This window comes from Vibrio wakamikoensis, from assembly GCF_050337275.1.
In the GTDB taxonomy this organism is placed as follows: Bacteria; Pseudomonadota; Gammaproteobacteria; order Enterobacterales; family Vibrionaceae; genus Vibrio; species Vibrio chaetopteri.
The window spans coordinates 1-25,057 of the sequence record NZ_JAKJST010000017.1 but is presented as its reverse complement, the minus strand read 5'-3'; the positions used below and the strand labels follow the sequence as shown (position 1 = coordinate 25,057).

The 25,057-nt window shown below is 47.3% G+C and carries 26 protein-coding genes, 1 tRNA gene and 2 rRNA genes; 8 read left to right on the top strand and 21 right to left on the bottom strand.

All coding sequences use genetic code 11. From position 1 onward, the window contains the following. Positions 1–17: 17 nt before the first annotated feature. Together L4C42_RS08470 and bioH are read right to left on the bottom strand one after the other, a co-directional pair. Positions 18–467, bottom strand: coding sequence for an ATP-dependent Lon protease (locus tag L4C42_RS08470; RefSeq protein ID WP_353497346.1), 450 nt, complete (start codon positions 465–467; stop codon positions 18–20). 134 nt (positions 468–601) lie between these two features. Continuing rightward, positions 602–1,372, bottom strand: a complete 771-nt coding sequence (gene bioH / locus L4C42_RS08465; protein WP_429760092.1) for a pimeloyl-ACP methyl ester esterase BioH — start codon at positions 1,370–1,372, stop codon at positions 602–604. Between the two features lie 82 nt (positions 1,373–1,454). Here bioH and L4C42_RS08460 point away from each other — a divergent pair, with 82 nt between their 5' ends. The 4 genes from L4C42_RS08460 to cysQ all read left to right on the top strand — a co-directional run bounded on the left by L4C42_RS08460 (position 1,455) and on the right by cysQ (position 4,430). Next, positions 1,455–2,138: a ComFC family protein gene (locus L4C42_RS08460; protein WP_353497348.1), complete on the top strand. Its 684-nt coding sequence runs from the start codon at positions 1,455–1,457 to the stop codon at positions 2,136–2,138. A gap of 77 nt (positions 2,139–2,215) precedes the next feature. Beyond that, a complete protein-coding gene (gene nfuA / locus L4C42_RS08455; protein WP_418641794.1) occupies positions 2,216–2,842 on the top strand; it encodes a Fe-S biogenesis protein NfuA in 627 nt (208 codons plus the stop codon). 201 nt (positions 2,843–3,043) lie between these two features. Then, on the top strand, positions 3,044–3,601 hold the full coding sequence (gene nudE / locus L4C42_RS08450; RefSeq protein ID WP_112460929.1) for an ADP compounds hydrolase NudE: 558 nt from the start codon (positions 3,044–3,046) through the stop codon (positions 3,599–3,601). Position 3,602: 1 nt separating this feature from the next. Next, positions 3,603–4,430 (top strand): 3'(2'),5'-bisphosphate nucleotidase CysQ, encoded by an 828-nt coding sequence (gene cysQ, locus L4C42_RS08445; protein ID WP_353497350.1) that lies wholly within the window; start codon positions 3,603–3,605, stop codon positions 4,428–4,430. A gap of 71 nt (positions 4,431–4,501) precedes the next feature. Here the strand turns inward: cysQ and L4C42_RS08440 are convergent, their stop codons facing one another. Genes L4C42_RS08440 through gspC form a run of 12 tightly spaced genes read right to left on the bottom strand, consistent with a single transcriptional unit; the run spans position 4,502 to position 15,886 of the window. Further along, positions 4,502–5,263 (bottom strand): type II secretion system protein N, encoded by a 762-nt coding sequence (locus L4C42_RS08440; protein WP_429760088.1) that lies wholly within the window; start codon positions 5,261–5,263, stop codon positions 4,502–4,504. Further along, positions 5,264–5,758 (bottom strand): type II secretion system protein M, encoded by a 495-nt coding sequence (locus L4C42_RS08435; RefSeq protein WP_353497352.1) that lies wholly within the window; start codon positions 5,756–5,758, stop codon positions 5,264–5,266. Positions 5,759–5,764: 6 nt separating this feature from the next. Continuing rightward, a complete protein-coding gene (gene gspL / locus L4C42_RS08430) occupies positions 5,765–6,997 on the bottom strand; it encodes a type II secretion system protein GspL (RefSeq protein WP_353497353.1) in 1,233 nt (410 codons plus the stop codon). Then, a complete protein-coding gene (gene gspK, locus L4C42_RS08425; RefSeq protein WP_353497354.1) occupies positions 6,966–7,991 on the bottom strand; it encodes a type II secretion system minor pseudopilin GspK in 1,026 nt (341 codons plus the stop codon). Before gspK ends, gspL begins: the two co-directional genes overlap by 32 nt. After that, positions 7,988–8,689 (bottom strand): type II secretion system minor pseudopilin GspJ, encoded by a 702-nt coding sequence (gene gspJ, locus L4C42_RS08420; protein WP_353497355.1) that lies wholly within the window; start codon positions 8,687–8,689, stop codon positions 7,988–7,990. Before gspJ ends, gspK begins: the two co-directional genes overlap by 4 nt. Continuing rightward, positions 8,676–9,032, bottom strand: coding sequence for a type II secretion system minor pseudopilin GspI (gene gspI, locus L4C42_RS08415; protein WP_112460933.1), 357 nt, complete (start codon positions 9,030–9,032; stop codon positions 8,676–8,678). Before gspI ends, gspJ begins: the two co-directional genes overlap by 14 nt. Beyond that, positions 9,016–9,615: a type II secretion system minor pseudopilin GspH gene (gspH, locus tag L4C42_RS08410; protein ID WP_429760245.1), complete on the bottom strand. Its 600-nt coding sequence runs from the start codon at positions 9,613–9,615 to the stop codon at positions 9,016–9,018. Before gspH ends, gspI begins: the two co-directional genes overlap by 17 nt. A gap of 55 nt (positions 9,616–9,670) precedes the next feature. After that, positions 9,671–10,114 carry a type II secretion system major pseudopilin GspG gene (gspG, locus tag L4C42_RS08405; protein ID WP_112460935.1) on the bottom strand — a complete coding sequence of 148 codons (444 nt, stop codon included), beginning with the start codon at positions 10,112–10,114 and terminating at the stop codon, positions 9,671–9,673. Between the two features lie 60 nt (positions 10,115–10,174). Beyond that, positions 10,175–11,407 carry a type II secretion system inner membrane protein GspF gene (gene gspF / locus L4C42_RS08400; protein WP_353497356.1) on the bottom strand — a complete coding sequence of 411 codons (1,233 nt, stop codon included), beginning with the start codon at positions 11,405–11,407 and terminating at the stop codon, positions 10,175–10,177. Next, entirely contained in the window at positions 11,408–12,904 is a 1,497-nt protein-coding gene (gspE, locus tag L4C42_RS08395; protein ID WP_353497357.1) for a type II secretion system ATPase GspE, read from the bottom strand. Continuing rightward, a complete protein-coding gene (gspD, locus tag L4C42_RS08390) occupies positions 12,904–14,928 on the bottom strand; it encodes a type II secretion system secretin GspD (protein ID WP_353497358.1) in 2,025 nt (674 codons plus the stop codon). The genes gspE and gspD overlap by 1 nt, the downstream gene beginning before the upstream one ends. Positions 14,929–14,959: 31 nt before the next feature. Then, entirely contained in the window at positions 14,960–15,886 is a 927-nt protein-coding gene (gene gspC, locus L4C42_RS08385) for a type II secretion system protein GspC (protein ID WP_418641797.1), read from the bottom strand. 248 nt (positions 15,887–16,134) lie between these two features. Between gspC and hslR the strand changes: the two genes are divergently transcribed. The 4 genes from hslR (at position 16,135) to L4C42_RS08365 (ending at position 21,400) form a co-directional block, all read left to right on the top strand. After that, complete coding sequence (hslR, locus tag L4C42_RS08380; protein ID WP_353497359.1) at positions 16,135–16,521, top strand: ribosome-associated heat shock protein Hsp15; 387 nt, start codon at positions 16,135–16,137, stop codon at positions 16,519–16,521. A gap of 15 nt (positions 16,522–16,536) precedes the next feature. After that, the gene (hslO, locus tag L4C42_RS08375) at positions 16,537–17,418 is read left to right on the top strand and encodes an Hsp33 family molecular chaperone HslO (RefSeq protein ID WP_429760083.1); all 882 of its coding nucleotides are present in this window, start codon (positions 16,537–16,539) and stop codon (positions 17,416–17,418) included. 350 nt (positions 17,419–17,768) lie between these two features. Then, positions 17,769–19,397 (top strand): phosphoenolpyruvate carboxykinase (ATP), encoded by a 1,629-nt coding sequence (gene pckA, locus L4C42_RS08370; protein ID WP_353497361.1) that lies wholly within the window; start codon positions 17,769–17,771, stop codon positions 19,395–19,397. A 110-nt stretch (positions 19,398–19,507) separates the two neighbouring features. Then, a complete protein-coding gene (locus L4C42_RS08365; RefSeq protein ID WP_353497362.1) occupies positions 19,508–21,400 on the top strand; it encodes an AsmA family protein in 1,893 nt (630 codons plus the stop codon). 34 nt (positions 21,401–21,434) lie between these two features. Here the strand turns inward: L4C42_RS08365 and L4C42_RS08360 are convergent, their stop codons facing one another. The 7 genes from L4C42_RS08360 to rrf (L4C42_RS08330) form a co-directional block, all read right to left on the bottom strand. Beyond that, positions 21,435–22,355, bottom strand: a complete 921-nt coding sequence (locus tag L4C42_RS08360) for a bifunctional GNAT family N-acetyltransferase/hotdog fold thioesterase (protein WP_353497363.1) — start codon at positions 22,353–22,355, stop codon at positions 21,435–21,437. Positions 22,356–22,393: 38 nt separating this feature from the next. Continuing rightward, positions 22,394–22,828, bottom strand: a complete 435-nt coding sequence (dtd, locus tag L4C42_RS08355) for a D-aminoacyl-tRNA deacylase (protein WP_353497364.1) — start codon at positions 22,826–22,828, stop codon at positions 22,394–22,396. Further along, positions 22,800–23,735: a virulence factor BrkB family protein gene (locus tag L4C42_RS08350; RefSeq protein ID WP_353497365.1), complete on the bottom strand. Its 936-nt coding sequence runs from the start codon at positions 23,733–23,735 to the stop codon at positions 22,800–22,802. The genes dtd and L4C42_RS08350 overlap by 29 nt, the downstream gene beginning before the upstream one ends. A gap of 6 nt (positions 23,736–23,741) precedes the next feature. Further along, complete coding sequence (locus tag L4C42_RS08345) at positions 23,742–24,311, bottom strand: AAA family ATPase (protein WP_418641799.1); 570 nt, start codon at positions 24,309–24,311, stop codon at positions 23,742–23,744. A 172-nt stretch (positions 24,312–24,483) separates the two neighbouring features. Next, positions 24,484–24,599: ribosomal RNA gene (gene rrf, locus L4C42_RS08340) — 5S ribosomal RNA — on the bottom strand. 48 nt (positions 24,600–24,647) lie between these two features. Further along, a tRNA-Thr gene (locus L4C42_RS08335) sits at positions 24,648–24,723 on the bottom strand. 63 nt (positions 24,724–24,786) lie between these two features. Further along, positions 24,787–24,903: ribosomal RNA gene (rrf, locus tag L4C42_RS08330) — 5S ribosomal RNA — on the bottom strand. Positions 24,904–25,057: the final 154 nt, after the last annotated feature.

The following is a 25,057-nucleotide window of genomic DNA, read 5'->3' as shown; positions in this document are numbered from 1 at the left end:
CTTTCTAATAGTAAGCGTTATCCAACGGCAATAATATCCGAGGGCGTATTCGGTGCCACCGAGTGTCCATAGTGATAGCGAATCACCGTACGTCGCTTGGCCATTTTTCCTGCCATCAACGCTTCTTGAAGCACTTTGGCAGGCAAGCGAAAACGCATCGCATATCCCTTACCTTGAGACTGACTGTAACTGCTCAGTGACAGCAAATAAAACAGGCGCTCAATCGGGTCTTCACGTTCGAGGGACGCTTCTTCAGCATCATAGTCTGGATGCTCAGCAGGATCCCATGCCGAACGTTTACGGCGTTTTTCTTCCTCATTAATTCGGCGCTCAGCATTCGTCCTTGCCAGTTCAACCGTAGGCACGATCGGTTCACGCACTTTGTTGTCACGCGCCGCCTGCTCAGTTTGTGGATTGACCGACGGGGCTATAACTGGGGCACTAACACTGTTGGGCGACACTATCATAGGTCACGCTCCTCTGCTGTGAGTGATTTTCGCCAAACCTCAACAACTAACCTAGACCGACGAGCAATCTATCTATTAGATTATCGGAAAAACAGTGCCAACCTTTACCTATTTGTGCAAAAAAACCGCAAAAATTAGCGATCTAACTCACGAACCCGCGCGATAAATTCAGCGGTTTCAGTAATAAAGGGAGCGTGGGAAGACGCGGTAAAAATATGACTTTGATGAGCCTCCATCTGTCTATCTAACAAACTGGCGACTCGCACCGGCACCAAACCGTCTAAGCGCCCATACCAGCGATGCACAGGCATGGTTAGCGCAGCAAGCTCACTGCGGTAATCAAGTTTATCTAACCACTGTAAACCTAACATCAATGCATCGGGGCAAGGCATAGGCCTAGAAAGCACCGCTTGTTTGAGTTGCTTAATATCTTGGCGTGCACTTGGACTACCCATGGCTTGCAGCGCCATAAAACGCTCAATCGTCACCGTGAAATTATCACTGAGCTGAGTCATAAACGCCGCGAGTACGTCTTGTTTAATCCCGCGCCACCCCTCTCCTTGGGAAAATTTTGGTGAACTCGCCAAGGTAACTAACTGACTGACACGCGCTGGATACTCATGGGCAATGTGTGTCGCAATCAACCCACCTAGTGACCAGCCAAGCCAAATGGCACGCTCTGGTGCTCCTGCTAGCAATGCGTTCACCAGCTCAGTCAAAGATTCGTAGCCAATTTGATGACTGTAGCCATAGCCAGGTAAATCAACCGTATGCACGGTGAAGTGCTCAGCCAGCTCACTAACGCATGCAGACCATACCGCGCCGTTCATGCCCCAACCGTGTACTAGCACCAAATCAGGTCCTTGCCCTTCCACCTGCCAATGTACTTTTGCCGAACTGCTCACACGATCTCCTACTGATTTGGTTCTTTTTCTGCTTCGAATTGTTCCATGCTAATAGGATTCCTTTACACGTCAACTCAGACCAATGCGATTTTTATCTCGGCTACCAAAACAATGTCATGTCTGCGGATTCACCATTAACCGCTCTCTTGGTCACAATCTATGGTGTGAGCACTGCCAGTCATTGTTTAACTTTGAACGTCATCGCTGCAGACGCTGTGGCCTGACTATGGACAATACCGCCGAGATCTGCGGCACATGCCTCACCACACCGCCTCCGTGGCAAACGCTGATTTGTCTTGGCGATTACCGGCCACCTCTATCATCTTTTATCCAGCGCATAAAACAACATAGGGAGCCTTGGTTATTGCCACCGCTGAGTAAATTGCTCGCAGAACGTATCAACGATGAACCCGCACCACTGCTGATTTGTGTCCCGACGCTGCTTCATGTCGAATTAAAACGAGGCTTTAACCTTAGTGAGCTTCTGATGCTGCAACTCGCACAGCAGTTGCCAGAGGTCGAAACCGCAGACAGCGTTTTTCGCAAACACCACCACACCGCAACTCAAAAAAACCTGAATCGGCAACAAAGACTGGAGAATGTACGCCAAGCGTTCTCTCTCCAACAAAGACCAACATCAAAACACGTCGCCATTATTGATGATGTGGTCACAACCGGCGCAACCGTTCGGCATCTGAGTGAATTATTACTTGAAGTGAACGTAGAAAAAATCGATATTTATTGTTTATGCCGTACCCCAAAGTAAGCCCACTGCTGGGTTATCAGCCAGATTGCGCAGAGGATGTGCAAAATTTTTTGGCATCTACTCGTGACAAGAGTAGAATGGGGGCAATAACCTACAATCTTACTCAGGTATTCGTCGTGTCAAATCCAATTACTATTACAGAAAGTGCTCAAAGCCACTTCGCTAAACTGCTGGCTCAACAGCCAGAGGGAACGAACATCCGTGTTTTTGTCGTTAACCCAGGCACTCAAAACGCTGAGTGTGGTGTGTCTTACTGCCCACCAGAAGCGGTTGAGTCGAACGACACCGAATTCAAGTATGAAATACTATCAGCCTACGTTGATGAGCTATCTCTACCATTTCTAGAAGATGCAGAGATCGACTTCGTTACCGACAAAATGGGTTCACAGCTAACGCTAAAAGCGCCAAACGCAAAAATGCGTAAAGTTTCCGATGATGCGCCACTGATGGAGCGTGTTGAGTACGCTATCCAAACTCAGGTTAACCCTCAGCTAGCGGGTCACGGTGGTCACGTAAGTTTGATGGAAATTACTGAAGAAGGGATCGCTATCGTCCAATTCGGCGGTGGCTGTAACGGTTGCTCAATGGTGGATGTAACACTAAAAGAAGGCATCGAGAAACAGCTTCTTCAAGAATTCTCTGGTGAGCTAACCGCAGTCAGAGATATGACAGAGCACGATCGCGGCGAGCATTCTTACTACTAGCAAGGATGGCTCATTGCCAAATTTGTTTTCGAATCGAGCGCCAAGGTAAACCTTTGCGCTCTTTTTTTTAGCACTACCATTTGGCGCGCGTCCAAATCCTATATATATTGATCACTAACTACTATTCGAGTGCCAAGTGCTTAATGTTTCAAACGATCAAGCGTTTCAGAAAACACTGGCACCCAGCGGAGGAGAACGCCCATGCCATCCAAAAAAGGACCTGAGATCTTAGCCCAAAAGACAGTAGCTGAATCTAGGCTATTTAAAATTGAGGCTTTAGACTTAGCGTTTTCGAACGGCGAAAAGCGCACGTATGAGCGCATGAAACCGAGTGGTCGCAATGCGGTCATGATGGTGCCGATCACTGAGCATGGGGATATCTTGCTGGTTCGCGAATATGCAGCAGGCACCGAGCGCTACGAACTGGGTTTTCCAAAAGGACTCATCGATCTAGGCGAGAGTGCTGAGCAAGCGGCGGTACGTGAACTCAAAGAAGAAATTGGTTTTGGCGCCAACACGCTAACACCACTCAAAGAGGTGATTCTCGCGCCATCGTACTTCTCCAGTCGCATGACTTTGTTTGTTGCTCAAGACCTCTATCCAGAGCAACTCGAAGGGGACGAACCAGAGCCTCTAGAAATCGTGAAATGGCCATTGGCACAAGCCGATGAGCTACTTACTCATCTCGACTTCTCAGAAGCACGCAGTATTACCGCATTGCTACTAATGCTAAGAATGAAGTCAGAGTTGGGGTTATAACGTGGCAACAAGACATTTAGATTTATCGCATCACCTTCCTGCTGTCATCGACATCGCGCGTCAGGCTGGCCAGCTTATTCTCGACATCTATGAGAACAAAGACTACGAAGCCTTTATCAAGGATGACGAAACCCCAGTGACCAGCGCTGACTTAGCTGCGCATAAACTGATTATGGAAAAGCTCTCTGAGCTGACGCCAGATATCCCTGTTTTGTCTGAAGAAGCAGCGGATATTAGTTTAGAGCAGCGCTCACAATGGAGCACTTATTGGCTAGTAGACCCGCTTGATGGCACTCAAGAGTTCATCGCCCGCAGCGGCGACTTTGCGACCATCATTGCATTAGTGAGCAACAACAAGCCAATCATGGGAGTCGTGTACGCACCGGTGTCCGGCGTGACCTATCACGCTTATGAAGGCAAAGGGGCATGGAAAATTCCAAGCCTAGGAGAAAGCCTGCGCATCAAAATACTCAAACATGAGATGCCACAGCAATCTATCGCTATTGCCATTAGCCGCCGTCAGAATATCAATCGCATCACAAAGCGAATGAGCTCTGCCTGGAACTATGACTTAGTGCCTCTTGGTTCTGCCGCGCTCAAAGCCTGCTTGGTCGCGGAAGGCGCTGTCGATTGCTATCTGCGCCTAGGACCCACTGGCGAGTGGGACACAGCGGCGACACAATGCATTGTTGAAGAAGCCGGTGGTACCATTGTTGATACCGAGCTAGAGCCACTCTCTTACAACGAGCGCGAAACACTCGAGAACCCTAATTTTATTGTGATTGGTGATCGAGATCTGCCGTGGGATCAGATCCTAGTACAAAGCTAACACGTCGCTGTAAACCACTCAAATACAGAAAAGGAGGCTTAGCCTCCTTTTCTGTTTAAACTAGCGCTCGCTTAAAAGCGCCCTTGATAATTAAACAAATACCGTCCTTCGCCATCTGGATTGCCAAGCCATTTCAACTGCTGACGCATGTTAGTCGGAAACTCAGATTCAGGCTTAAACCACGCCTGTGATTGATACTGTCTATTCGGCGTTACACTCGCAGAGAACTCACTCGACACCTGATTACTGTTTTGGCTACCCGCAGCTGAAAGCACACTGTCGTCACAAGATAAGTCTACAATTGTCGGCCCCAGTCCTAAGCTACCGATAGGCGACTCAATGTACCCAGCATTCCACGACAAACTCCCGTCACCACTGCCACACCATGGCGATGCATAATTGAGAGACTTAATGGCAAGCTCTAACTGCCCCCCCGCTTTAATCGGCACTGGAATAGGCGCGTACTGAACCACGGTATCTGCAGGTATTGAAGCAAGAACATTCTCAAGGTAAGCACCAGACATGCTCACACCAAAATTTCCCCGCCCCGATAAACCCAACGAGCTGCCGCGACCAAAGCGTAATGAATACTCCGGAGAGAGCGTCATAAGACTAGACCAACTAAACTGCCATGACACATCACCAATGGAATATTGCTGGAATCGAACATTCTGCGCATTGCCCTGCCAAATAGTGCCTGTAGTGCCATCCAGAGCGAGCTCTCTAGGCATAGGGGCATAGCTCATCACAACACTGGCAGGCAGGTGGTAAATCGCGCTAACGGCAAAAACTGTGGTACACAATAAGCTGTATTTGATGACTTTTTTTACCACTTAGCCACCTCTTTTAAATTGCAATCGGTTGACGTCAATAACGCCATTTTTATCGGTCTTGTCGATATCCAGGATCTCAACCGTCACACCGTGATTGTCTTGTAAGTAAAACAGCCAATTAACAAAGAACTCAAACGGAATCGGCTTAATCCATACCTGCAACTGATCGTTGCGTGGTTGCATACGAATGAGTTCAATACTGAATCGATTGGTCGACGAGGTAATCACGCGGTTAAGCGGATCCTTAGAGACAACCACCCCACCCGCTTGTCTCTGCTGAGATATATCATCCGCTTTTTGCTTCACCCATGTAAGCAGTTGCCTCTCCGACTGGATACGCGACTGCGCAAGCTCAGTACGCTGAGCAAAAGGGGCTAAGATTCCCCAATAAACAATGCCAAGCAAGATCACCAGTGAGCAAGCCACGACCAGTCGCTGCTCTCGCTGGCTGATACTCAGCCACCAGCTTTGTAGGTTCAGTAATAATCCTTTCATTACACTCTACTTCTTCTTAAGTACAAAGTTACCCATGACCACCTCGCCGTTACGGTTAAGTGGCCCTTGGGATACTTCAAATTGCGTTTCTAACTTCACTCGCGCCGCCTCGAAACTGTCAAAGTCGCGACTGGTGACATTCATGCGAACTTCATTACGGTTGCCATCGAAAGTAAAACTCTGCACTTGCATGCCATTCACTTGCCCTACCGTGTCGGGAAGTTTCGACAGCCACTCCAACACAGAGGCACTCGACAGGTCACTGCCTCCCAAGCTCTTCAGCTCATCATCCAGCTGGCGCTTAAGGTAGCTCACCGTAGGGATACGCTTTTTGTCTGGCAGAACCGCTCGGAAAATTCGTTCGCTTTCGGCTCGATAGGCCTCCGCTTGTGCCTCGTATTGATTCACCAGCACCACTTGCTGTGCGACTAATGCAACAATAAGCACTGAGGCCGCAATGGCGACTTTCTGCCAAACTTTCCAATGCCTTAAGAACGATGCTTTCGGCTTAAACTCACCGGTCATTAAGTTAGCACTCGCTTCTACGGTGCCTTTTGAAAGCAGAGCCATCGCAGGCTCTGGCGGCATGCTTTGCCAATCGATATGCAAAGATCGCTCAGCCAGCGACTTGGCAACCGGAGAGTAGCTCTCTATCACCACTTTGCTGTCATCGTCACTCGTCGATTGAACCAGGTAGTCGGAATCAATAACCGCATCCATCCAATCCTCATCGACAACGAGACCGCTTTGATTGCCCGTACGAAACAGCCACTGACCATCGAGATGAATCGCGCTCACATGCTCTGTTTGCGGCAATGCCAAGACATCGGGGATCACTTTTTTGATTTCTATGCCTTGCTCTGCAAAGCGGTCAATGACATGCGTTAGGTATTGTCGATCCATTGCAGCAATAGAAGCGCGGCCACCTTGTTTACTGAAAATAGTAAAGTGCAGTTCATCGACATCTTGTGCGATGTCATCTTCGACAATAAACGGCAACATCGACTCAAACTGACGCGCGCCACCTGCTGGGATCTCGACATCAGCAAAGTGCACATCCTGTCCACTCAGCATCAGCAACGTCACGCGCTGCTGCGCATATTCTTTTATGTCAGCGAGCTGGTCGAGGTTATTAAGCTCTCCGCTGGCTATCACTTCTTGCTGACTAGTTGACCATACCGCCCAATGTATTTGGCTATCTGGTTGGCTATTCAGGCGAACGGTTAAGAACTCGCTCACTAAATCCTCCAAATCGACGACGAACGACCGTCACTTCCTGCCTATCTTGGCTATAAATCAGGCTGCGAAGACGCATCCGCGACTCTCCAACAACAACCTGAGTGTCCATTTCAAAATAGGCACTGTCTACAGCAAGGTACTGTTGCGCTTGCTGTTTAGTATTATCATCCACGCTGGCCATCTGCGACTCAGCGAGAAACTTATCAATTCCGGACCAACCATCAAATGGACGGTTCTCTATCATTTGTCTCGCATTTTCGAGCGAGAGATTCGGCGCAAACAACGCTGATAACAGTCCAGCCTGCTCTTCAACCAGCGTATTTACATTGAGGCGCCAATCGCTTGTTGGCAACGCACATACAAGAGGGCTTATACTGAGCATCGCCTCACCGCTCATCTGATTAATCGCTCTAAGCTCTGAGCTATCAGCAATCAAACCATTGGCCGCCACATAGGCAGGAGAAAGCGATTCATAGTAGCTGTCTCCGACACCGGATACCGAGCGCACACTGGTCTCTTTATTGACAAACTCCCATGTGGAGTCCGCCACCTGCTCTGCTTGGTAGTTTTCGACCCCGCTTTCCTCGAGCAGCTTTTGGAAAAAGCGCACTAAAAATGGCTTGGTTGCGCTGTTTTGATTAGGCTGTACTGTCGATAAAGCATTAATATTAAAACAGGCCTGCATATCACGAATGTAGCCCGTCGCCTCACCATAATCGAGTGGATAAGTACGCTCTTCAATCGCCCAAGGCTGATTGAGGTTGACGCTGTCTTTATTGTCTTTGTAGCTCTCTTTTATCGCTACTGAAGCCAATGCTTCGACGCCAATCGCATACCAATAAGCTTGCTGATAATTCACCTGATTAGACGCGCGAGTAAATTGACTAAATAGGCGCTCCGACATCGTAGCTGCAATAGATACCATAATGGCAAGTAACAGAAGAATCACAATCAAGGCGACCCCTTTTTGGGATTTAACCGTCACTCTTGTCATGAGTTACCGCCTTGGTTGTTGCCCTGGTTATTACCTTGGTTATTGCCACCCTCTGAGCCATTGTTGTTGCCACCAGATGTCGCATTGAGCGTACCCGCTGGGGTCAGATAAATACGGTTAATTTCATCAAAATCCTCAAAACGGATTTTTACTTCCACTGCAACCGGCAGTGTCATGTCAGTTTGCCATTCATTAGTCCAAGATTCGCCATTGTAAAAACGCATATCAAACGCTTCCACCTTGGTAAATATGGGGAGCACCACAGGAGGCTCGCCCACACTAGTATCCGGATAACGCCACCACAAACGCTCAAGCTTACCTTCTTGAAGGCGGTAGCCTATCTTAGCCACTTCACCTCGTGGGAATTGGTTTTGCGGGTTAAGCCAACCTAGACGAGCAAACAGTAAACCGCGCCCTTCAGACTCCAATAACCCTTCTTGCCAAAGCATCAGACGAGACAAAGGCTCTTCCCCTTCATGACGAAACTGACGCAGCGCCAACTGCTTAAAGTCACTATCTAGATAAACAAAGCCACGCTGAATTTCTTGTAGTCGAGTGCTGCGCTCTAGAGAAAGCTCATTGCTGCGCTGCACCTGATTCACCACTTGATAGGCCGCTACGCTTAAGCTGGCAAAAATTGCAATGGCCACCAGAACTTCGATGAGGGTAAAGCCTTTAACACGGTTACTTGTCGACATAGCTTCTCACCGTCACTATCGGGCTCGCTTTCGCATCAGTGGCAACGCTCACATCCACCGCCGAGAGTAAGTTATCTGCCGTTTCAACCGGTTGAATGCTCCAATACCACTCGCGCCCCGCCAGTTTCTCTTTGCCTTTCTTAGCTTTAGGCTTTGCAGTGTCGAGCATAAGCTTAGCCATCTGATTGTCGACCACCATGCTGGCAAACGCCTTCTCTTCCAGATAGCTCAGAGTGTTAATATGCTGACTGACCGCTCGGATGATGGAGATGGCCGCCGTGGCAAATATCGCCAGCGCTATCAGCACCTCAAGCAGAGTCATGCCTCTAACGGTCTTTTTCATTCCAGTCTTTCACATCCATAAGCGCCAACTGCCCATTTTCTTTGACTTCGACGTACCAGGTTTGATCTTGCAATGCTCGATTCACCGGCGCGACAACAAATGCGCCTTCGGTAATCTCTCCGCTAGAGAGAATAAAGACTTGTGGTGGCTTTTCCGGCTTTTTCTCTTTTTCCACATCGTCAAACATGTCTTCATCGAACAAAGAGCCGGGCTCAAATAACCTGTCACTCTCGCCCCAGATACCCGTGCTTAAATCGAGTTTGATCGACAAGGTTTCTGGCAAGGTCGTCTCTTCTGGGACTTTACTGAGTGACACGCGCTGCCAACCTTCAGAAGTCAATTCGAGAAACACGTATTGCTTTTTGGCTTCATCAACACGTATACCAAAGTCTTTGCCTGCCAACATCGCTTCTTCATTGAACAGTTGTAGCCTTTGGTATAAACGCTGCGCTTGCTGTTTGGTGTCGTCACTTTGACTCTGAGGCAGGGTCGAAATCACCGCTACCGCACTGATAGAAAGCAGCACCAGTACCAGCATAATTTCGAGTAACGTAAAACCTAATTGACGACGTTTTGAGTGCAACAACATGGAGATTCACTTTGAACAAAGGAGAGGCGAACCACCTCTCCTATCATGTTTACTGGAAGTCTTGAATATTCCAGTTACCGATATCAGCCGCTGGGCCTTCACCGCCCTCTTGGCCGTCAGCACCTAGGGTAAAGATGTCGATAGTGCCTTTATCACCTGGGCTTAGATATTGATATTCGTTGCCCCATGGATCAGCTGGTAGACGACGAATGTAACCACCATCGCGGTAGTTACGCGGCTCTGGGTTGGTTGGTTTGGTGACCAGCGCTTCTAGGCCTTGATCCGTCGTTGGATAAACACTGTTATCCAGTTTGTACATATCAAGCGCATTCTCCAAAGCAACGATATCCGTCACTGCTTTCTGTTGGTCTGCCTTCTCTTTGTTACCCAGCAAGTTAGGTACGACAAAGCTTGCCAAAATACCCAAAATAACAACCACTACCATTACCTCTAGCAAGGTAAAGCCGGATTGTTTTTTCATTGTTTTTTTCATCTCTAACTCCAAATAAACGCCCTCAAATTGAGGGCAATTCTAACCATCTGACTGATTGGATTAACCAGACATCAAATTGTTCATTTCCAAAATCGGCATTAGGGTCGCCATCACAATAAACAGTACTAAACCTGCCATTAAGGCAATCAGTGCTGGGGTGAAAATGCCAAGGGCAATGTTCACTGTCGATTCAAAGTTTTGGTCTTGGTTGTCTGCCGCACGCGTCAGCATGCTCTCTAGCTCACCACTTTGCTCACCACTGGCGATCATGTGTAGCATCATAGGTGGGAATAGCTTGGTTTGCTCGAGTGCTTTACGAAGGCTAGCCCCTTCTCGCACATTATCAGCCGCCGTGGACACTTGCTTCTTAGCAAAATGGTTGGTCATCACATCCACAGAGACTTTCATCCCTTCTAGGATAGGAATGGCACTCGAGGTACAAATCGCTAAGGTACGTGCAAAACGCGATGTATTCAGGCCTCGGGCAATCTTACCAATAAGAGGAAGCCCTAACACTTTGGTGTCCCAACTCATACGGATAGACGGCTTACGAAGTGCGACTTTGATTAAATACAACGTCAGTGTAAAACCACCAAGCAGCAATAAGCCCCACTCTTGGATAAAGTCACTAGAAGAGAGCAAAAACTGTGTCGATGCTGGCAGCTCCTGCCCCATTTGGACAAACTGACCGACAATTTTGGGCACCACGGCTGCTAGCAAAAACGCCACAATCGATACCGCAAATACCACCAGCACGACTGGGTAAATCATCGCTTGTTGCAGCTTAGAGCGCATTTTCTGACGATTTTCAGCGTAATCCGCAAGACGCTCCAAAATAGAATCTAGGTGACCTGACTTTTCACCGGCTGCCACCATGGAGCGAAACAGCTCATCGAAGACATGTGAATAGTCAGCAAGACTGTCAGACAGCGTGTAACCTTCGGTGACTTTAGAGCGAATGGCCGCCAACATAGTGCGAATGCGTGGCTTTTCTGACTGCTCAGACACCGCTCGCAAACACTCTTCCAATGGCATGCCAGATTGAACCAGGGTAGATAACTGTCGCGTAATCAGTGCCAAATCAGGAGTACTTAAACCACGCTTAAACATCGGTGTTGCGTTGACGGTACCCGATGAATTTGACGATGCTTTGCCCTTGGCTTCAACAATATCAACCGGGATAAAGCCTTGCTCTTTTAGACGCTGGCGCGCTTGGCGAGCATTATCACCTTCTATCAACCCTTTGACTTGCTTACCTTTGGCATTGAGTGCCTTATATTCGAATGCCGCCACTTACGCTTCCTTAGTCACGCGCATGACTTCTTCAAGCGAGGTCACACCAAGTTTGACTTTATGGAAGCCATCATCACGGATACTTGGGGTATGAGAGCGCACTGCTTTTTCAATCGCCTGCTCACCTGCTTCGTCATGGATCAGCGATTGAACCTTGTCATTAACCATCAGCAGCTCATGAATACCCGTTCGGCCGCGATACCCTTTATGATTACAACGTTCACAGCCAACCGCTTTGTGCAGCGTTAACGGCTCAGGCTCAGCTAAACCAAACAGTTGCTTAGTGGCTGCATCCGCCTCGTAAGGTTGTTTACAGTCATTACACAGGGTACGTACCAAGCGCTGTGCCAATACACCCAGCAGTGATGAGGAGATCAAAAATGGCTCAATACCCATATCACGCATACGTGTGATCGCACCTACGGCCGTATTGGTATGCAATGTCGACATAACCAAGTGACCGGTCAATGAAGCTTGAACGGCAATTTGTGCCGTTTCTAGGTCACGGATCTCACCCACCATCACCACATCGGGGTCTTGACGCAAGATAGCACGCAAGCCTCGAGCGAAAGTCATATCAACTTTAGGATTCACCTGAGTTTGACCGATGCCATCGATATCAAATTCAATCGGGTCTTCAACGGTGAGGATATTGCGCTCATTGCTGTTGATCTCTTGTAAGCCAGCATACAGCGTGGTCGACTTACCCGAGCCAGTTGGACCTGTGACCAAAATGATGCCGTGAGGACGGCCGATAAGATGTCTAAAGTTGACATGGTTATCTGCCGTCATACCTAAGCTGTGTAGATCAAGACGAGTGGCGTTTTTGTCTAAAAGACGCATTACTACTCGCTCGCCGTGCGATGACGGCATCGTCGAAACACGCACATCCACTGCTCGGCCACCGATACGCAGCGAAATACGACCATCTTGTGGTACGCGTTTTTCAGCGATATCCAGCTTAGCCATAACCTTTACGCGCGAAACCAATAGCGGTGCCAATTTGCGGCTTGGTGCCAGAACGTCTCGCAGCACACCATCAATACGAAAACGGATCGACAGCACTTTCTCGAAGGTTTCGATATGGATATCAGATGCGCCTTCTTTGATCGCTTCGCCAAGCATGGCATTGATCAATTTAATGATTGGCGCATCATCATCGGACTCTAACAGGTCTTCATCTTGAGGCAGCTCTTCTGCCAGCGAGAAAAAGTCATCACTGTCCGCACCAATATCTTCCATCAGCTGTCTAGCTTCAGAGGAGTCACGCTGGTAAGCCTGGGTCAACTTGGCATCAAACTCGCTCGACGGCAGTGCATGCAAAGAAAACGGCTTTCGAAATACTCGCTTTACTTCCTGCAAGGCATTGAGCGCCAGTGGTTCTACATAATAGAGAATCGACTGCGACTCCTGCGCTTCAAACACTACTTTAAAGCGATTAGCAAAGCTAAACGGTAAGCGGTTAGCTAGCGGGCGATGCTCTGGGCTTTCCATCATTACTTCGCTTCCACTTGATCAATAAACGCTTGGATCTCTGATGGGTAACGCGCTGTCTCATTAAATTCAGGCAATACAGGAATGAAGCCATCATCCATCAGCTTAAGACCTTTGTCCGCCTTAAACAGCTGCTCAGCGCGAATGTAGTTGTACTTACGCTGCGTAATACCGTCTGATGTCATGCCGTCGCGAATGATGGTTGGCTTAATGAAGACCATCAAATTCTTCTTCTCAACCGTGGTCGAGGTCGACGTAAACAAGCGACCAAGGTAAGGAATATCACCTAAGAACGGCACTTTCGATTCACTCTCTGCCGCACGCTCATCAATCAAGCCACCAAGCACCAGCATTTGGCCATCTTGGATCATGACTGAAGTATTGAGCTGACGCTTAGCGAAACGCACGTCAACGGCACCGTTTGCACCTAGGACGTTAGAGACTTCTTGCTCAATGTTAAGCTGAACTGAGTTACCTTCGTTGATCTGTGGCACCACTTTTAGTTTGATACCAACCTCTTTACGATCAACGGTTTGGAATGGGTTGCTATTGTTTGAGCCCGCTGTCGACCCCGTCAGAACAGGGACTTCTTCACCGACGATAAACGAAGCTTCACCGTTATCCATTACGGTAATGCTTGGCGATGACAAAATGTTCGAATTTGACTGACTAGAAACCGCCGTGATGAGTGCTGTCCAGTCACCTAAGGCGATACCAACAGCTGCACCTTGTACACCGCTCAGTGCGCTTGCCAACTTACTAAAATCACCCGTCGTTGTCGTTTCAACGTTGTATGGGTTGCCATCAGCATCAACACGAGTTTCTGTAGTCTTCTTGTCTTTGGCTTCTTCCATACCAACCATCACGCTGCCGATAGACGCACCAGTGTTGCTAAACTGCACCACACTGCCGCCGTTGACCGAGCCCCACTGAACACCGAGGTTAGCACCATCTACGTCAGCCAGTTCAACAATTAGAGCTTCAATCAATACCTGCGCGCGGCGAATATCCAGCTGAGAAATCACCTCAAGTAGCGCCTTCATAATATCTGGCGGTGCGGTCAGTACTAACGCATTGGTATCTTGGTGCGCGGCAATCATGACTTCACTGCGATTGGCTGTAGAGCCTGATTTTGTTCCTGCTTGTTTCTCTTTTTGCAGATTGTCCGACACGCCTTTTAGCACATCGACCAAATCTTCCGCTTTGGCATATTTTAGGTATTGAACACGGTTATTGCCTTTGGTGGCCATTTCGATGTCCAGTTGACCAATCAAACGGCGCAAGCGCTGGCGCACTTTAGGGTCGCCAGAAATAAGAATTGAGTTGGTACGCTCGTCCGCCACCAGCTTAGGCTGTAAGAATGCAGGGGTATTTTTGGCATCCGTAGTTTTATTTAGCGCGTCGACAATACGCACCATTTCTGCTGCAGACGCGTTTTTCAGCTCCACCACTTCCACTTCTTTATCACCGGCTTGGTCAACACGCTTGATAATTTCCGCTAAACGGTTCACCACCGCAGCGCGGCCTGTGATCAGAATGATATTCGCCGGGTCATAATGCACTACGTTACCTGCACCAGCGTTATCATTAAGCTGCCTTAGTAGTGGTGACAACTCACGTACCGAGACGTTTTTAACCGCAACCACACGAGTGACCACTGTATCGCCTACGGCAATATCAGTATCTCCCACAACCGGAATCGCGGATGTTTTGGCGTCTTTGGCTTTGATGACTTTTAGAATGCCGTTATCCATCTCAACCACCGCGAAGCCATACACTTCGAGAACGTTGAGGAAAAAGCTGTAATACTGCTCTTCATTCAGCACGTCATAACTTCGCACATCGACTTTACCGCGTACGGAAGGATCTACGATGATGGTTTTGTCGAGGTTACGCCCAACAATATTGATAAACTCATGAAGGTCAGTGCCTTTAAAACTGGCGCTAAATTCATTGGCTGATACCGCGGGTACCGCCATCAGGCTCCCCATCAATAACCAGGTACTTGTTTTAAGCCAACTTTTCACTTATTGCTCCCTTGTAATACGGTCGACATGACTAAAACTGAATGAAGATGTCATGTTGCTGTCCATCGCGTTCAACGGTGAGGTTCAACTCGGTTAGGTCGGTGATGGATTGATAAATCTGCCCCATCGCAGCAGGGTCAGTTAGGTCAGCACCATTGAGTGCGATGGCGATATCGCCATTTTGTAAACCAACCGAATTGAACAGCTCAGGGTCGCGCCCTGGGCTTACTCGATAACCTGCTACCTTGCCATCACGCTTTACTTGAGAAAGCCTGACGTATTGGAATATTTGCTGTGGGTCTTGGGTAATGGTGCGACGGATCGCCGCTAACTTCTCTTCGGAGTCGATGGGATTGTTGCCAGCGATATTAGAAGCGGCGGCTTTCGGGCGCTGGTTCAACTCCAGCTTTTTATATTCGACCCCCTCAAGCATCACGGTTTCATCACGACCAGAGTTGGAAATGATAATCCGATCGATAAAAACTGCATTCACAGTCGCACGGGTACCATCAATCTGCTCACCGATGCCATAGGTACCTTGCTTACCTCGATGAGCAACCACCGCAAGGCTGCGCTCAGGGTTTGAGCTCACCACCGAACCAACGAGCACCACATTAAGGCGAGTCTTCGGAGCATCAGTCACCACTGGTGCTTGCACCACTTTTTGCTCTTTGCTGTAACGACCAAAGATATTGGCATTATTGATATCTGACGATTGCAACTTAGCCGTTTGCACATTATTCGTGGCAGTCACCGTCGTTGGTGCGACCCAGCGTGTTACGGAGTGCGATTGCGGAAACAACTGCCACAACAAAGCACCCGCGATCCAGCAGGAGATAACAAGTAACACTAAGGTGACAATAAGGCTAATTTGAGGCTGGTACTGCGTACAACGTCGTAAAAATGAAGTCAAAGAGGCAGCGGTAATGCCATTCGCCGATATAGATATTCCTTTCACCCTTTTAACTTCCTGCTAGATAATGAACTTTCCGATATTTCACTATGTTATAAATCTCGAAGATATAAGCAACTTTTTGCTCTTTGCTAACCGACAGACTATAGCATATCTGCTGTGACAGTAATGCTATTGCAACTCCGGGGTTGAATTTTTTAGACCTAAGCACCATTTAGTACACCAATAGCAAGATAAATCTATCACTAGTTCAGTTTGGCTTACCAATACTGACTTAGAAAGTAGGATTGACAATGAGTTCCGAGAATAATTCCGTTCGTTTGGACAAATGGTTATGGGCTGCTCGCTTCTATAAAACCAGAAGTATCGCACGAAATATGGTCGACGGCGGCAAAGTCCACTACAATGGACAGCGCTCGAAGCCGAGCAAAATAGTGGAATTGGGAGCAGTGATCGCCCTGCGCCAAGGTAATGAAGAGAAAACCGTGGTCATTGAGCGAATCTCCGATCAACGTCGAGGTGCACCGGAAGCCCAGACTCTCTACAGCGAGACAACTGAGAGTATCGCCAAGCGAGAAGACAACGCGTTGAAAAGAAAGCTGCACGCTCACAACCCAAGTCCAGAGCGTCGACCTGACAAGAAACAGCGTCGCGACATCATTAAATTTAAACACCAATAAGCTGGAGCTTCCTCAATGGCTAACAACATACTTAACCGCTACCTTTTTGAAGAACTGTCTGTGCGTGGCGAACTCGTACAACTGGATACAACTTATCAAGAAATTCTATCAAGCAAGGACTACCCAGCTCCGCTACAAAAGCTACTTGGTGACCTACTCGTGTCCACCAGCCTTTTAACTGCGACACTAAAGTTTGAAGGCTCTATTACTATGCAGCTTCAAGGTGACGGTCCGGTATCACTTGCTGTCATTAACGGTGACCACAACCAAAAGCTTCGCGGTGTAGCGCGTTGGGAAGGTGACATTGCCGACGATGCCAACATCCATGACATGATGGGTAAAGGCTACCTAGTGATCACCATCACTCCAGATAAGGGCGAGCGCTACCAAGGTGTCGTTGGCCTAGAAGGTGACACTCTTGCTGAAGTTCTTGAAGGTTACTTCGAACGTTCTGAGCAGCTAAAAACACGCTTGTGGATCCGCTCAGGTGAGTTTGAAGGTAAACCACATGCGGCAGGTATGATGCTTCAGGTGATGCCTGATGGTACAGGTTCAGCAGAAGACTTCGAACATCTAGAGCAACTGACCAATACCGTAAAAGACGAAGAATTGTTTGGCTTAGAAGCCAACTCGCTACTTTATCGTTTGTACAACCAAGATAAAGTACAAGTATTCGAGCCGAAACAGGTTGAGTTTTTCTGTGGCTGTTCACGTGAGCGCAGCGCGGGTGCTATTTCAACGGTGGCACAAGAAGAGATCATGGATATTCTTGCACAAGATGGCGAAGTAGCGCTTCACTGTGATTACTGTGGTACCACGTACGCTTTTGACGAACCAGAAATCAAAGCGATTTTTGCGGACGCTCAATCCGCACCAGGTGATAGCACCGTGCACTAAAATCTGAACGTGTTCAGCCCAAAAAGCCAGTTCGTTAACGAACTGGCTTTTTTTGTTCGTTTTTTTTAACAATGTTGCAAAAAACATGAACAGAACATCTAACTAGAGGTGGTTTTAATGTGTTACATTTGATCTAGCGCAAAGGTTTGCTTTGAGGAGAAATCACCTAAATTCAATATGTGACAAAACACTTAAAACCATCAATAACTGATGACTAATTTTTGAACTACCTCCCTGTTTTCTCGGATATCCATTGCTAGCATGGAGTTCAAAATAAAAAACAAAATAACAACTAAACAATTATTACTACAATTTTAAAATCCCTACAAAAAATCCAATAAGGAGCACCTATGACCGTTATGGACATTAACAAGGCTGCACAAATCGATCTAACCAAGTACGGAATCACTGGCGTAACTGACATCGTTCGCAACCCAAGCTACGAACAGTTATTTGAAGAGGAAACTCGCGAAGGTCTAGAAGGCTACGAGAAAGGCGTAGTTACTGAGCTTGGCGCCGTTGCTGTAGATACGGGAATCTTTACTGGACGCTCTCCAAAAGACAAATTTATTGTTAAAGACGCTACAACTGAAGAAAACATGTGGTGGACAAACGATAAGGTTAAAAATGACAACAAACCTATGTCCCAAGAGGCATGGAACGACCTTAAAACTCTAGTTACTGGTCAACTATCCAATAAACGTTTATTTGTGATCGACGGATTCTGCGGCACCAACCCAGATACTCGTCTATGCATTCGTATTATCACTGAAGTAGCGTGGCAAGCGCACTTCGTTAAAAACATGTTCATTCGTCCAACAGAAGAAGAGCTTGCAACCTTCGAGCCTGATTTCGTTGTTATGAATGGTGCTAAATGCACCAACCAGAAATGGGAAGAGCAAGGTCTTAACTCTGAAAACTTCACTGTCTTCAACCTAACAGAAAGAATGCAGCTTATCGGTGGTACTTGGTACGGCGGCGAAATGAAGAAAGGTATGTTCGCGATGATGAACTACTTCTTACCACTTCGTGATATCGCTTCTATGCACTGTTCTGCAAACATGGGTGAAGAAGGTGATGTTGCAGTCTTCTTCGGTCTCTCTGGTACGGGTAAAACCACACTATCAACCGATCCTAAACGCGCGCTAATCGGTGACGATGAACACGGCTGGGATGATGACGGTATCTTCAACTACGAAGGTGGCTGCTACGCGAAGACTATCAACCTATCGAAAGAAGCGGAGCCAGACATCTACAATGCGATCCGCAGAGATGCGCTACTAGAGAACGTGACTGTTCGCAATGATGGCTCTATCGACTTTGATGATGGTTCGAAAACAGAAAATACTCGTGTTTCGTACCCACTTCACCACATTGACAATATTGTGAAGCCAGTATCAAAAGGCGGTCACGCGAATAAAGTGATCTTCCTATCTGCTGATGCGTTCGGTGTTCTACCACCAGTATCTAAGCTAACACCAGAGCAAACTAAGTACCACTTCCTATCAGGCTTTACGGCTAAGCTAGCTGGTACCGAGCGTGGTATCACAGAGCCAACGCCAACCTTCTCTGCGTGTTTTGGTGCCGCGTTCCTAACGCTACACCCAACTAAGTATGCTGAAGTACTGGTTAAACGTATGGAAGCTGCTGGCGCTGAAGCTTACCTAGTTAACACCGGTTGGAACGGTACGGGTAAACGTATCTCTATCCAAGATACTCGCGGCATTATCGATGCGATCCTTGATGGCTCTATCGAAAAAACGGAAACCACGAATATCCCTGTATTCAACCTAGAAGTACCAACTTCACTTCCAGGTGTGGATCCATCAATCTTAGATCCTCGTGAAACCTATGTTGACCCTCTACAGTGGGAAAGCAAAGCGGAAGATCTTGCTAAGCGTTTCATCGCGAACTTTGACAAGTATACCGACAACGCAGAAGGCCAAGCATTGGTTGCGGCAGGCCCACAGCTAGACTAATAAGTTAGATAGAAATCCAACTTTTTAACCCCAGCCCCTCATTTAGAGGGGCTTTTTTCATCTATACACGCTAAATTATTGTTTATGTTGAACGATTAGGCTTTGTCACTGTGGTAAGAAAGATTGTTGCACTGTTAGTTGCACTCATGGCACTGGGTCTGCTTTCCATTTTGTTGGTATTTGGTGTATTGCATACTCAATACGCAAAGCCAGTGGTGAGCTACGCACTAGAGAAAGTACTTGATATCCATGTCACTAGTGAAGCCTTTCACTATCACTACCCTAATCAGGTCACGTTTGAAAACGCTCGATTCGAGATTGCGGAGCAGCCACCAGTCGAAGTCGCGAAGCTCTCTGTTTGGCTGGCAGGTAATTTATCGACCAAGCAACCCCTCACTGTTCAAGAATTGTTGATTGATGGCACGACCCTTAATGGCAGAGACCCATTACCTTTAGAACTGATTGAGCGCTGGCAGATCGAAAACCTGGCGATTGATCATTTAGATTACAGTGATAATGAACTGATCATCAACGATCTGCGCCTGCAAGTTAAAGGGCTTGTCGCTGGTGACTCACTCATGTCATCTCAAGGCGAAGTCCAACTAGAGGCTTCTCAGCTCAATTATCAAGGCTCTGCGCTGCACGATGTATTACTTGACGGCGTGTTTGCGAGAGATAACAGCAAGCTGTACGGCGTTTCCTTCACATGGAGCGGCGCAAGTATCTCTACACAAGCGCAGAAACTCGAACGCGGATGGTCATTGGTTAACACCACCATCAATCGCTTAAGCCTTGAGCAAACTCATCTTGATGACCCTTGGTTTTCTTTGTTTCAGAAGTATGTTAATCACATCAACAGCCTAGATATTCTTAACTCATCGCTAAGTTATAACGGCAGTAAGATCAGCAACATCAACGCCTCTGTTGAGGGCATAGAGCTCGATAAACAGCTATGGTCTCAGCAGCAAGCTTATCTCTCCATCGATGCAGATCAAGTTGTCTGGCAAGGGTTTGAGTTTATCGAGCCGACGATAGAACTCTATGCCAGTAAAGATAAGATCCAAATAGCCGACTTAGATACACGGCTTGAGCAAGGGCGCGTACAAGTGTCGGGAGAACTCACCCCCAACACAGTTAAGCTGGATAAGGTTAATATTGATGGCATCAAGTTTATCCAAGAGTCTGGTGATGCCTCTTTACTGACTCTGTTTAATGATATCAACGCCGACGATATCAAGACGATCACTATTGATAATGCGACCTTCAATCGCTCTCAGTGGATTCAACTGGCCAACAAGCCATTTTGGCAAGTCACTGGGTTCAATATGAAGGCCAATGACCTAGTCCTTAAAAAGGACTACCAGTGGGGATTGTGGCAAGGAAAAGCAACGGCATCTGCCAATAGTGCCAGTATCGACAAAGTGCTCGCAAATCAGATCATTATTGAAACCGAAAGCAAGCAGGGTAAATGGCAGTTAAATCGCTTATTTATTCCATTTGACCAAGGTTACCTAACGGCCAATGCTGAGCTCGACTTTACTGCGCCAAGCCAACCACTCAAAGTTAGTGCTAACGCTTTCTCACTACCTGTACAGCTTACCCAATACCTAAGTAGCCCTGCTGCGCTAGGATTCACCGGTGCAGCCGATGTCGAGCTAGAGATGAGCGCTTTGATTGCTGATAAACACGCTTTCTCTCAAACAGTGTCTGGAGCGCTCAACGCAAGCTTCTACAATACTACAGCCGTTACAGAACATTCGCAGACGCCGTTTTCAGTCGATATTACACCGCTGAAATTAACCGCAGATAGAGGGAGAGTGGAGTTGGTACCATTTAAGATCTCTAGCGAAAACCTTAACGGTGAAGCGAAGCAGAGTATTGATTTGAGCTCGCAGCCTCTTGAAGCGCTCAACATAGAATTAACCGAGCCCTGTAAAAGCATCTACACGCTACACATCCTCACAGGCGTGATCACCGCTACACCAATAGAGGGCTGCCGATAAAAGTAGCCCCCACCATGAGATGAGGGCTAATCTGTTAACTCGACAGTAGCTTGTCGTGATAATTAGGTAACAGCATGTAGGTACCAACAAACTCGACCGCTGGTGTATCACCACTATAGATGGTCACGTTGATCACGATTCGTGCTTTCTTACCTGCGGCAAGTCTGTCCAAATCACCACTAATGCCATCTAATGATGTGACAGATACTGGGCTGGACTCCACGGGATGTCGATAGCGAATTCGACTATCTGCCAGCACGATATCCGCTACCAAACCACGTTCGCGCATCAGTAACCAAGTCATGCCCCAACCCGTTAACGTTGCCAACGTAAACGCTGAGCCAGCAAACATCGTATTGTGTGGGTTGAGGTTAGGATTCAACTGCGCACTGCATTCAAAGCGATAGCCAGTGTACTGGTTAATCTTGATACCCATCTTGTCACTAATAGGTATCTGCTGCTCCCAGCGCTCTTGTAGCTCTGCACACCATTCAGGTCTGCGAAGGACTTTGGCTAAAGGATCGAGCGGTTTCACCATTTGTTGGTGACGAACCGGCCCTTTTTGGTCATTAAGCTCACCCTGGCTGTTAAAGCCATTTTTCTCATAGAAAGAGATTGCATCTTCTCGGGCATTACATACCAAGCGCTTAACGCCTTCTTGACGAGCAAAGGACTCGAGTGCAACCAGCACTAATGACCCCATGCCTTTGTCACGACGACTACTCTTTACCGCCATGTAGCGGATTTGGCCTTCATTATCAGGCGTAATATACAAGCGTCCAATCGCCATGGGTCTTCCTCGCCCATCGACAATCATGCGGTGATGACTCATTTCGTCATACTCATCACGCTCAGATCCTACCGGCAGTCGCCACGGCTCACGCAACATCTGCCATCGAAAATGATAGTACTTACTGAGCTGATTTTCTGTCTTAGGAGTAATGAGTTTAAACATAGATATCCTTTCGCATGTAAACTTAACGCGTTACTCGTTTATACCTGCAACCAGAACGTCACAGGACCATCGTTAATGAGTGATACTTTCATATCAGCTGCAAACTGGCCGCGTTCTGTTGGTAATACCTGCTGACAATGGTCAGCAAAATAGTCATAGAGACGCTCAGCATCCGCCGGATGTGCGCCTTTAGAAAAGCCCGCTCGAGTCCCTTTCTTGGTATCCGCTGGTAGCGTAAATTGTGAAACCACAAGAACGCTGCCATCCACATCCTTGACGTTTAGATTCATTTTGCCGGCTTCATCTTCAAAAACACGGTAGGTAGTGACGCGCTCAACCAAGCGCTTTGCTTTGGCTTCATCATCGTCCTTTTCAACACCTAATAAGACCAACAGACCTTTACCGATTTCGCCGACCGTTTTTCCGTCAACCTTAACAGCAGACTCACTCACTCTTTGTATCAGTGCTATCACGCGGTTGTTCCTTTTGGGTCAATTGCTTCTTTTCGGCTGTCGATTGTATCACGGGGCTTTTCAGTCGCCAGTGTTCTTTCTCTCCTAGTGCTGCTGTGAACTCGGCACCAATCAAAACGATAAACCAGCACAAATAGATCCAGAGAAAGAGGATTGGAATGGCCGCTAGCGCCCCATAAATCAACTGATAAGAAGGGAACTGAGTTATGTAGTACGCGAAACCTTTCTTACTCACCTCAAACAACAATGTCGCTACGGCAGCGCCGATAATGGCATGGCTCAAATAGACTTTCTTATTAGGAACGAGAACATAAAGCCCAGTGAAAGCTAACAGTGCAAGAAAAGCGGGCAACCAGCCTAAAAAGAAACTAAATGCACCACTGAGTAGCTCATGCTCCAAGATCTTTAATGACGTGAGGTATGAGGTTCCTACAATACTGGCACCAACCAAAATTGGACCTAGAGTCAATATCATCCAATACATAGAGAAGGAAAACACCGGACGTCGCTTTACTTTGACTCGCCAGATGTAGTTGAGATTGTTATCGATATTGGAGATGAGCATCAAGGCAGCAACAAACAAAAAACCACTACCAATTGCTGTCATTCGACCTGTATTAGCGACAAACTCAGTGAGAGCTGTATAAACAGCATCACCAGCTGCGGGTACAAAATGTTGAATGATGAAGTTTTGTAGCACTTCACCAACATTGGCAAATATTGAAAACGAGGACAACACTGACAGCAGAACCGTCAACATAGGCACGATAGAGAGTAACGTAATATACGTTAGATAGCCCGCGTTGACATTCACTCGGTCATGAGACATGCGCTGAACCAAGTAGCGAACAAAGCACAGTAAGTTAGAAACAGGTTCTATGAGGTGACGAGGCAATTTGTCGTGCATTGTTCCTTAGCTCTCCTTGCTAATAGTGGTTGCTGTATGAGTTTGACACAATTCAACAACAAACTCGACCCGCTGTTGTACAGTCATTAACGGGATCTCAATAACTTGAAATCCTAGCCCTTGATACTGCATACGCAACGCTTGATGAATCGACAGTGCTTCCTCAAATGGATAAGGACGTACCTCATCTTGCACATAAGTCTCACGCGTTGGTTTACAGAATAAGACAGTCTGCTGATATTCTTTGTTAGCCTCGCTGAAGATATTGTCTGATACAGACAGGTTTCCAAATTCCAAATAAGCACACACATCAGGAATAGCCCGGTCGAGAAAGCTAAGCTGCTTTGATTGTTGAGCAAGACCTCTTTGAATAACCATTTCCTGGAAACACATTTCAGCAAAGCGTCCAAGTTGCGTCCACGGCAATACACCATCATTGAGTCTAGATTGTTGTTCTATGAGCAGCCTAGGAACCTCAGGAAATACCTGAAAACCCAATTCACCAAGTGCTTCTAGTAATGTGGTTTTCCCAGATCCCGGCCCACCCGAGATAATAAATGGAAATTGTAAGCTCATAATAGATAACTAGTTTAGAAACATGATTAAAGTGTAACTGAATCAGTAGCAAAATCATGCTAATAGTATTAAATAGAAGGGCTAGGAAACTTGATCGTGGTATTAATGTAATATTGATACACATACCGTAGATACGAAAACGCCCCAGCTTATGCTGAGGCGTGAAATTAAAGCTTGGCGATGTCCTACTCTCACATGGGGAAGCCCCACACTACCATCGGCGCTATTGCGTTTCACTTCTGAGTTCGGCATGGAATCAGGTGGGTCCACAATGCTATGGTCGCCAAACAAAATCTTGCTTGGGTGCACCTTGCGCAGCAAGATGACTCTAAATACTGGTGCTGATACCCAGACTCGAACTGGGGACCTCATCCTTACCAAGGATGCGCTCTACCACCTGAGCTATATCAGCATCGTGGTTGTCCTTCAGGACTAAAAAAGCCCGTCTTTTAAAACGGGCTCTTTAAAATTTAAAGCCTGGCGATGTCCTACTCTCACATGGGGAAACCCCACACTACCATCGGCGCTATTGCGTTTCACTTCTGAGTTCGGCATGGAAATCAGGTGGGTCCACAACGCTATGGTCGCCAAGCAAATTCTGTTTTGCCTTCAGATTTTCTGAAAATCTGAAAACAATAAATCCGGAAAGCTGTTAATGCGTTCTCTACACATTCAATTTGTTCTTGCTTTGAGTCCATCAAAACCCTTTGGGTGTTGTATGGTTAAGCCTCACGGGCAATTAGTAC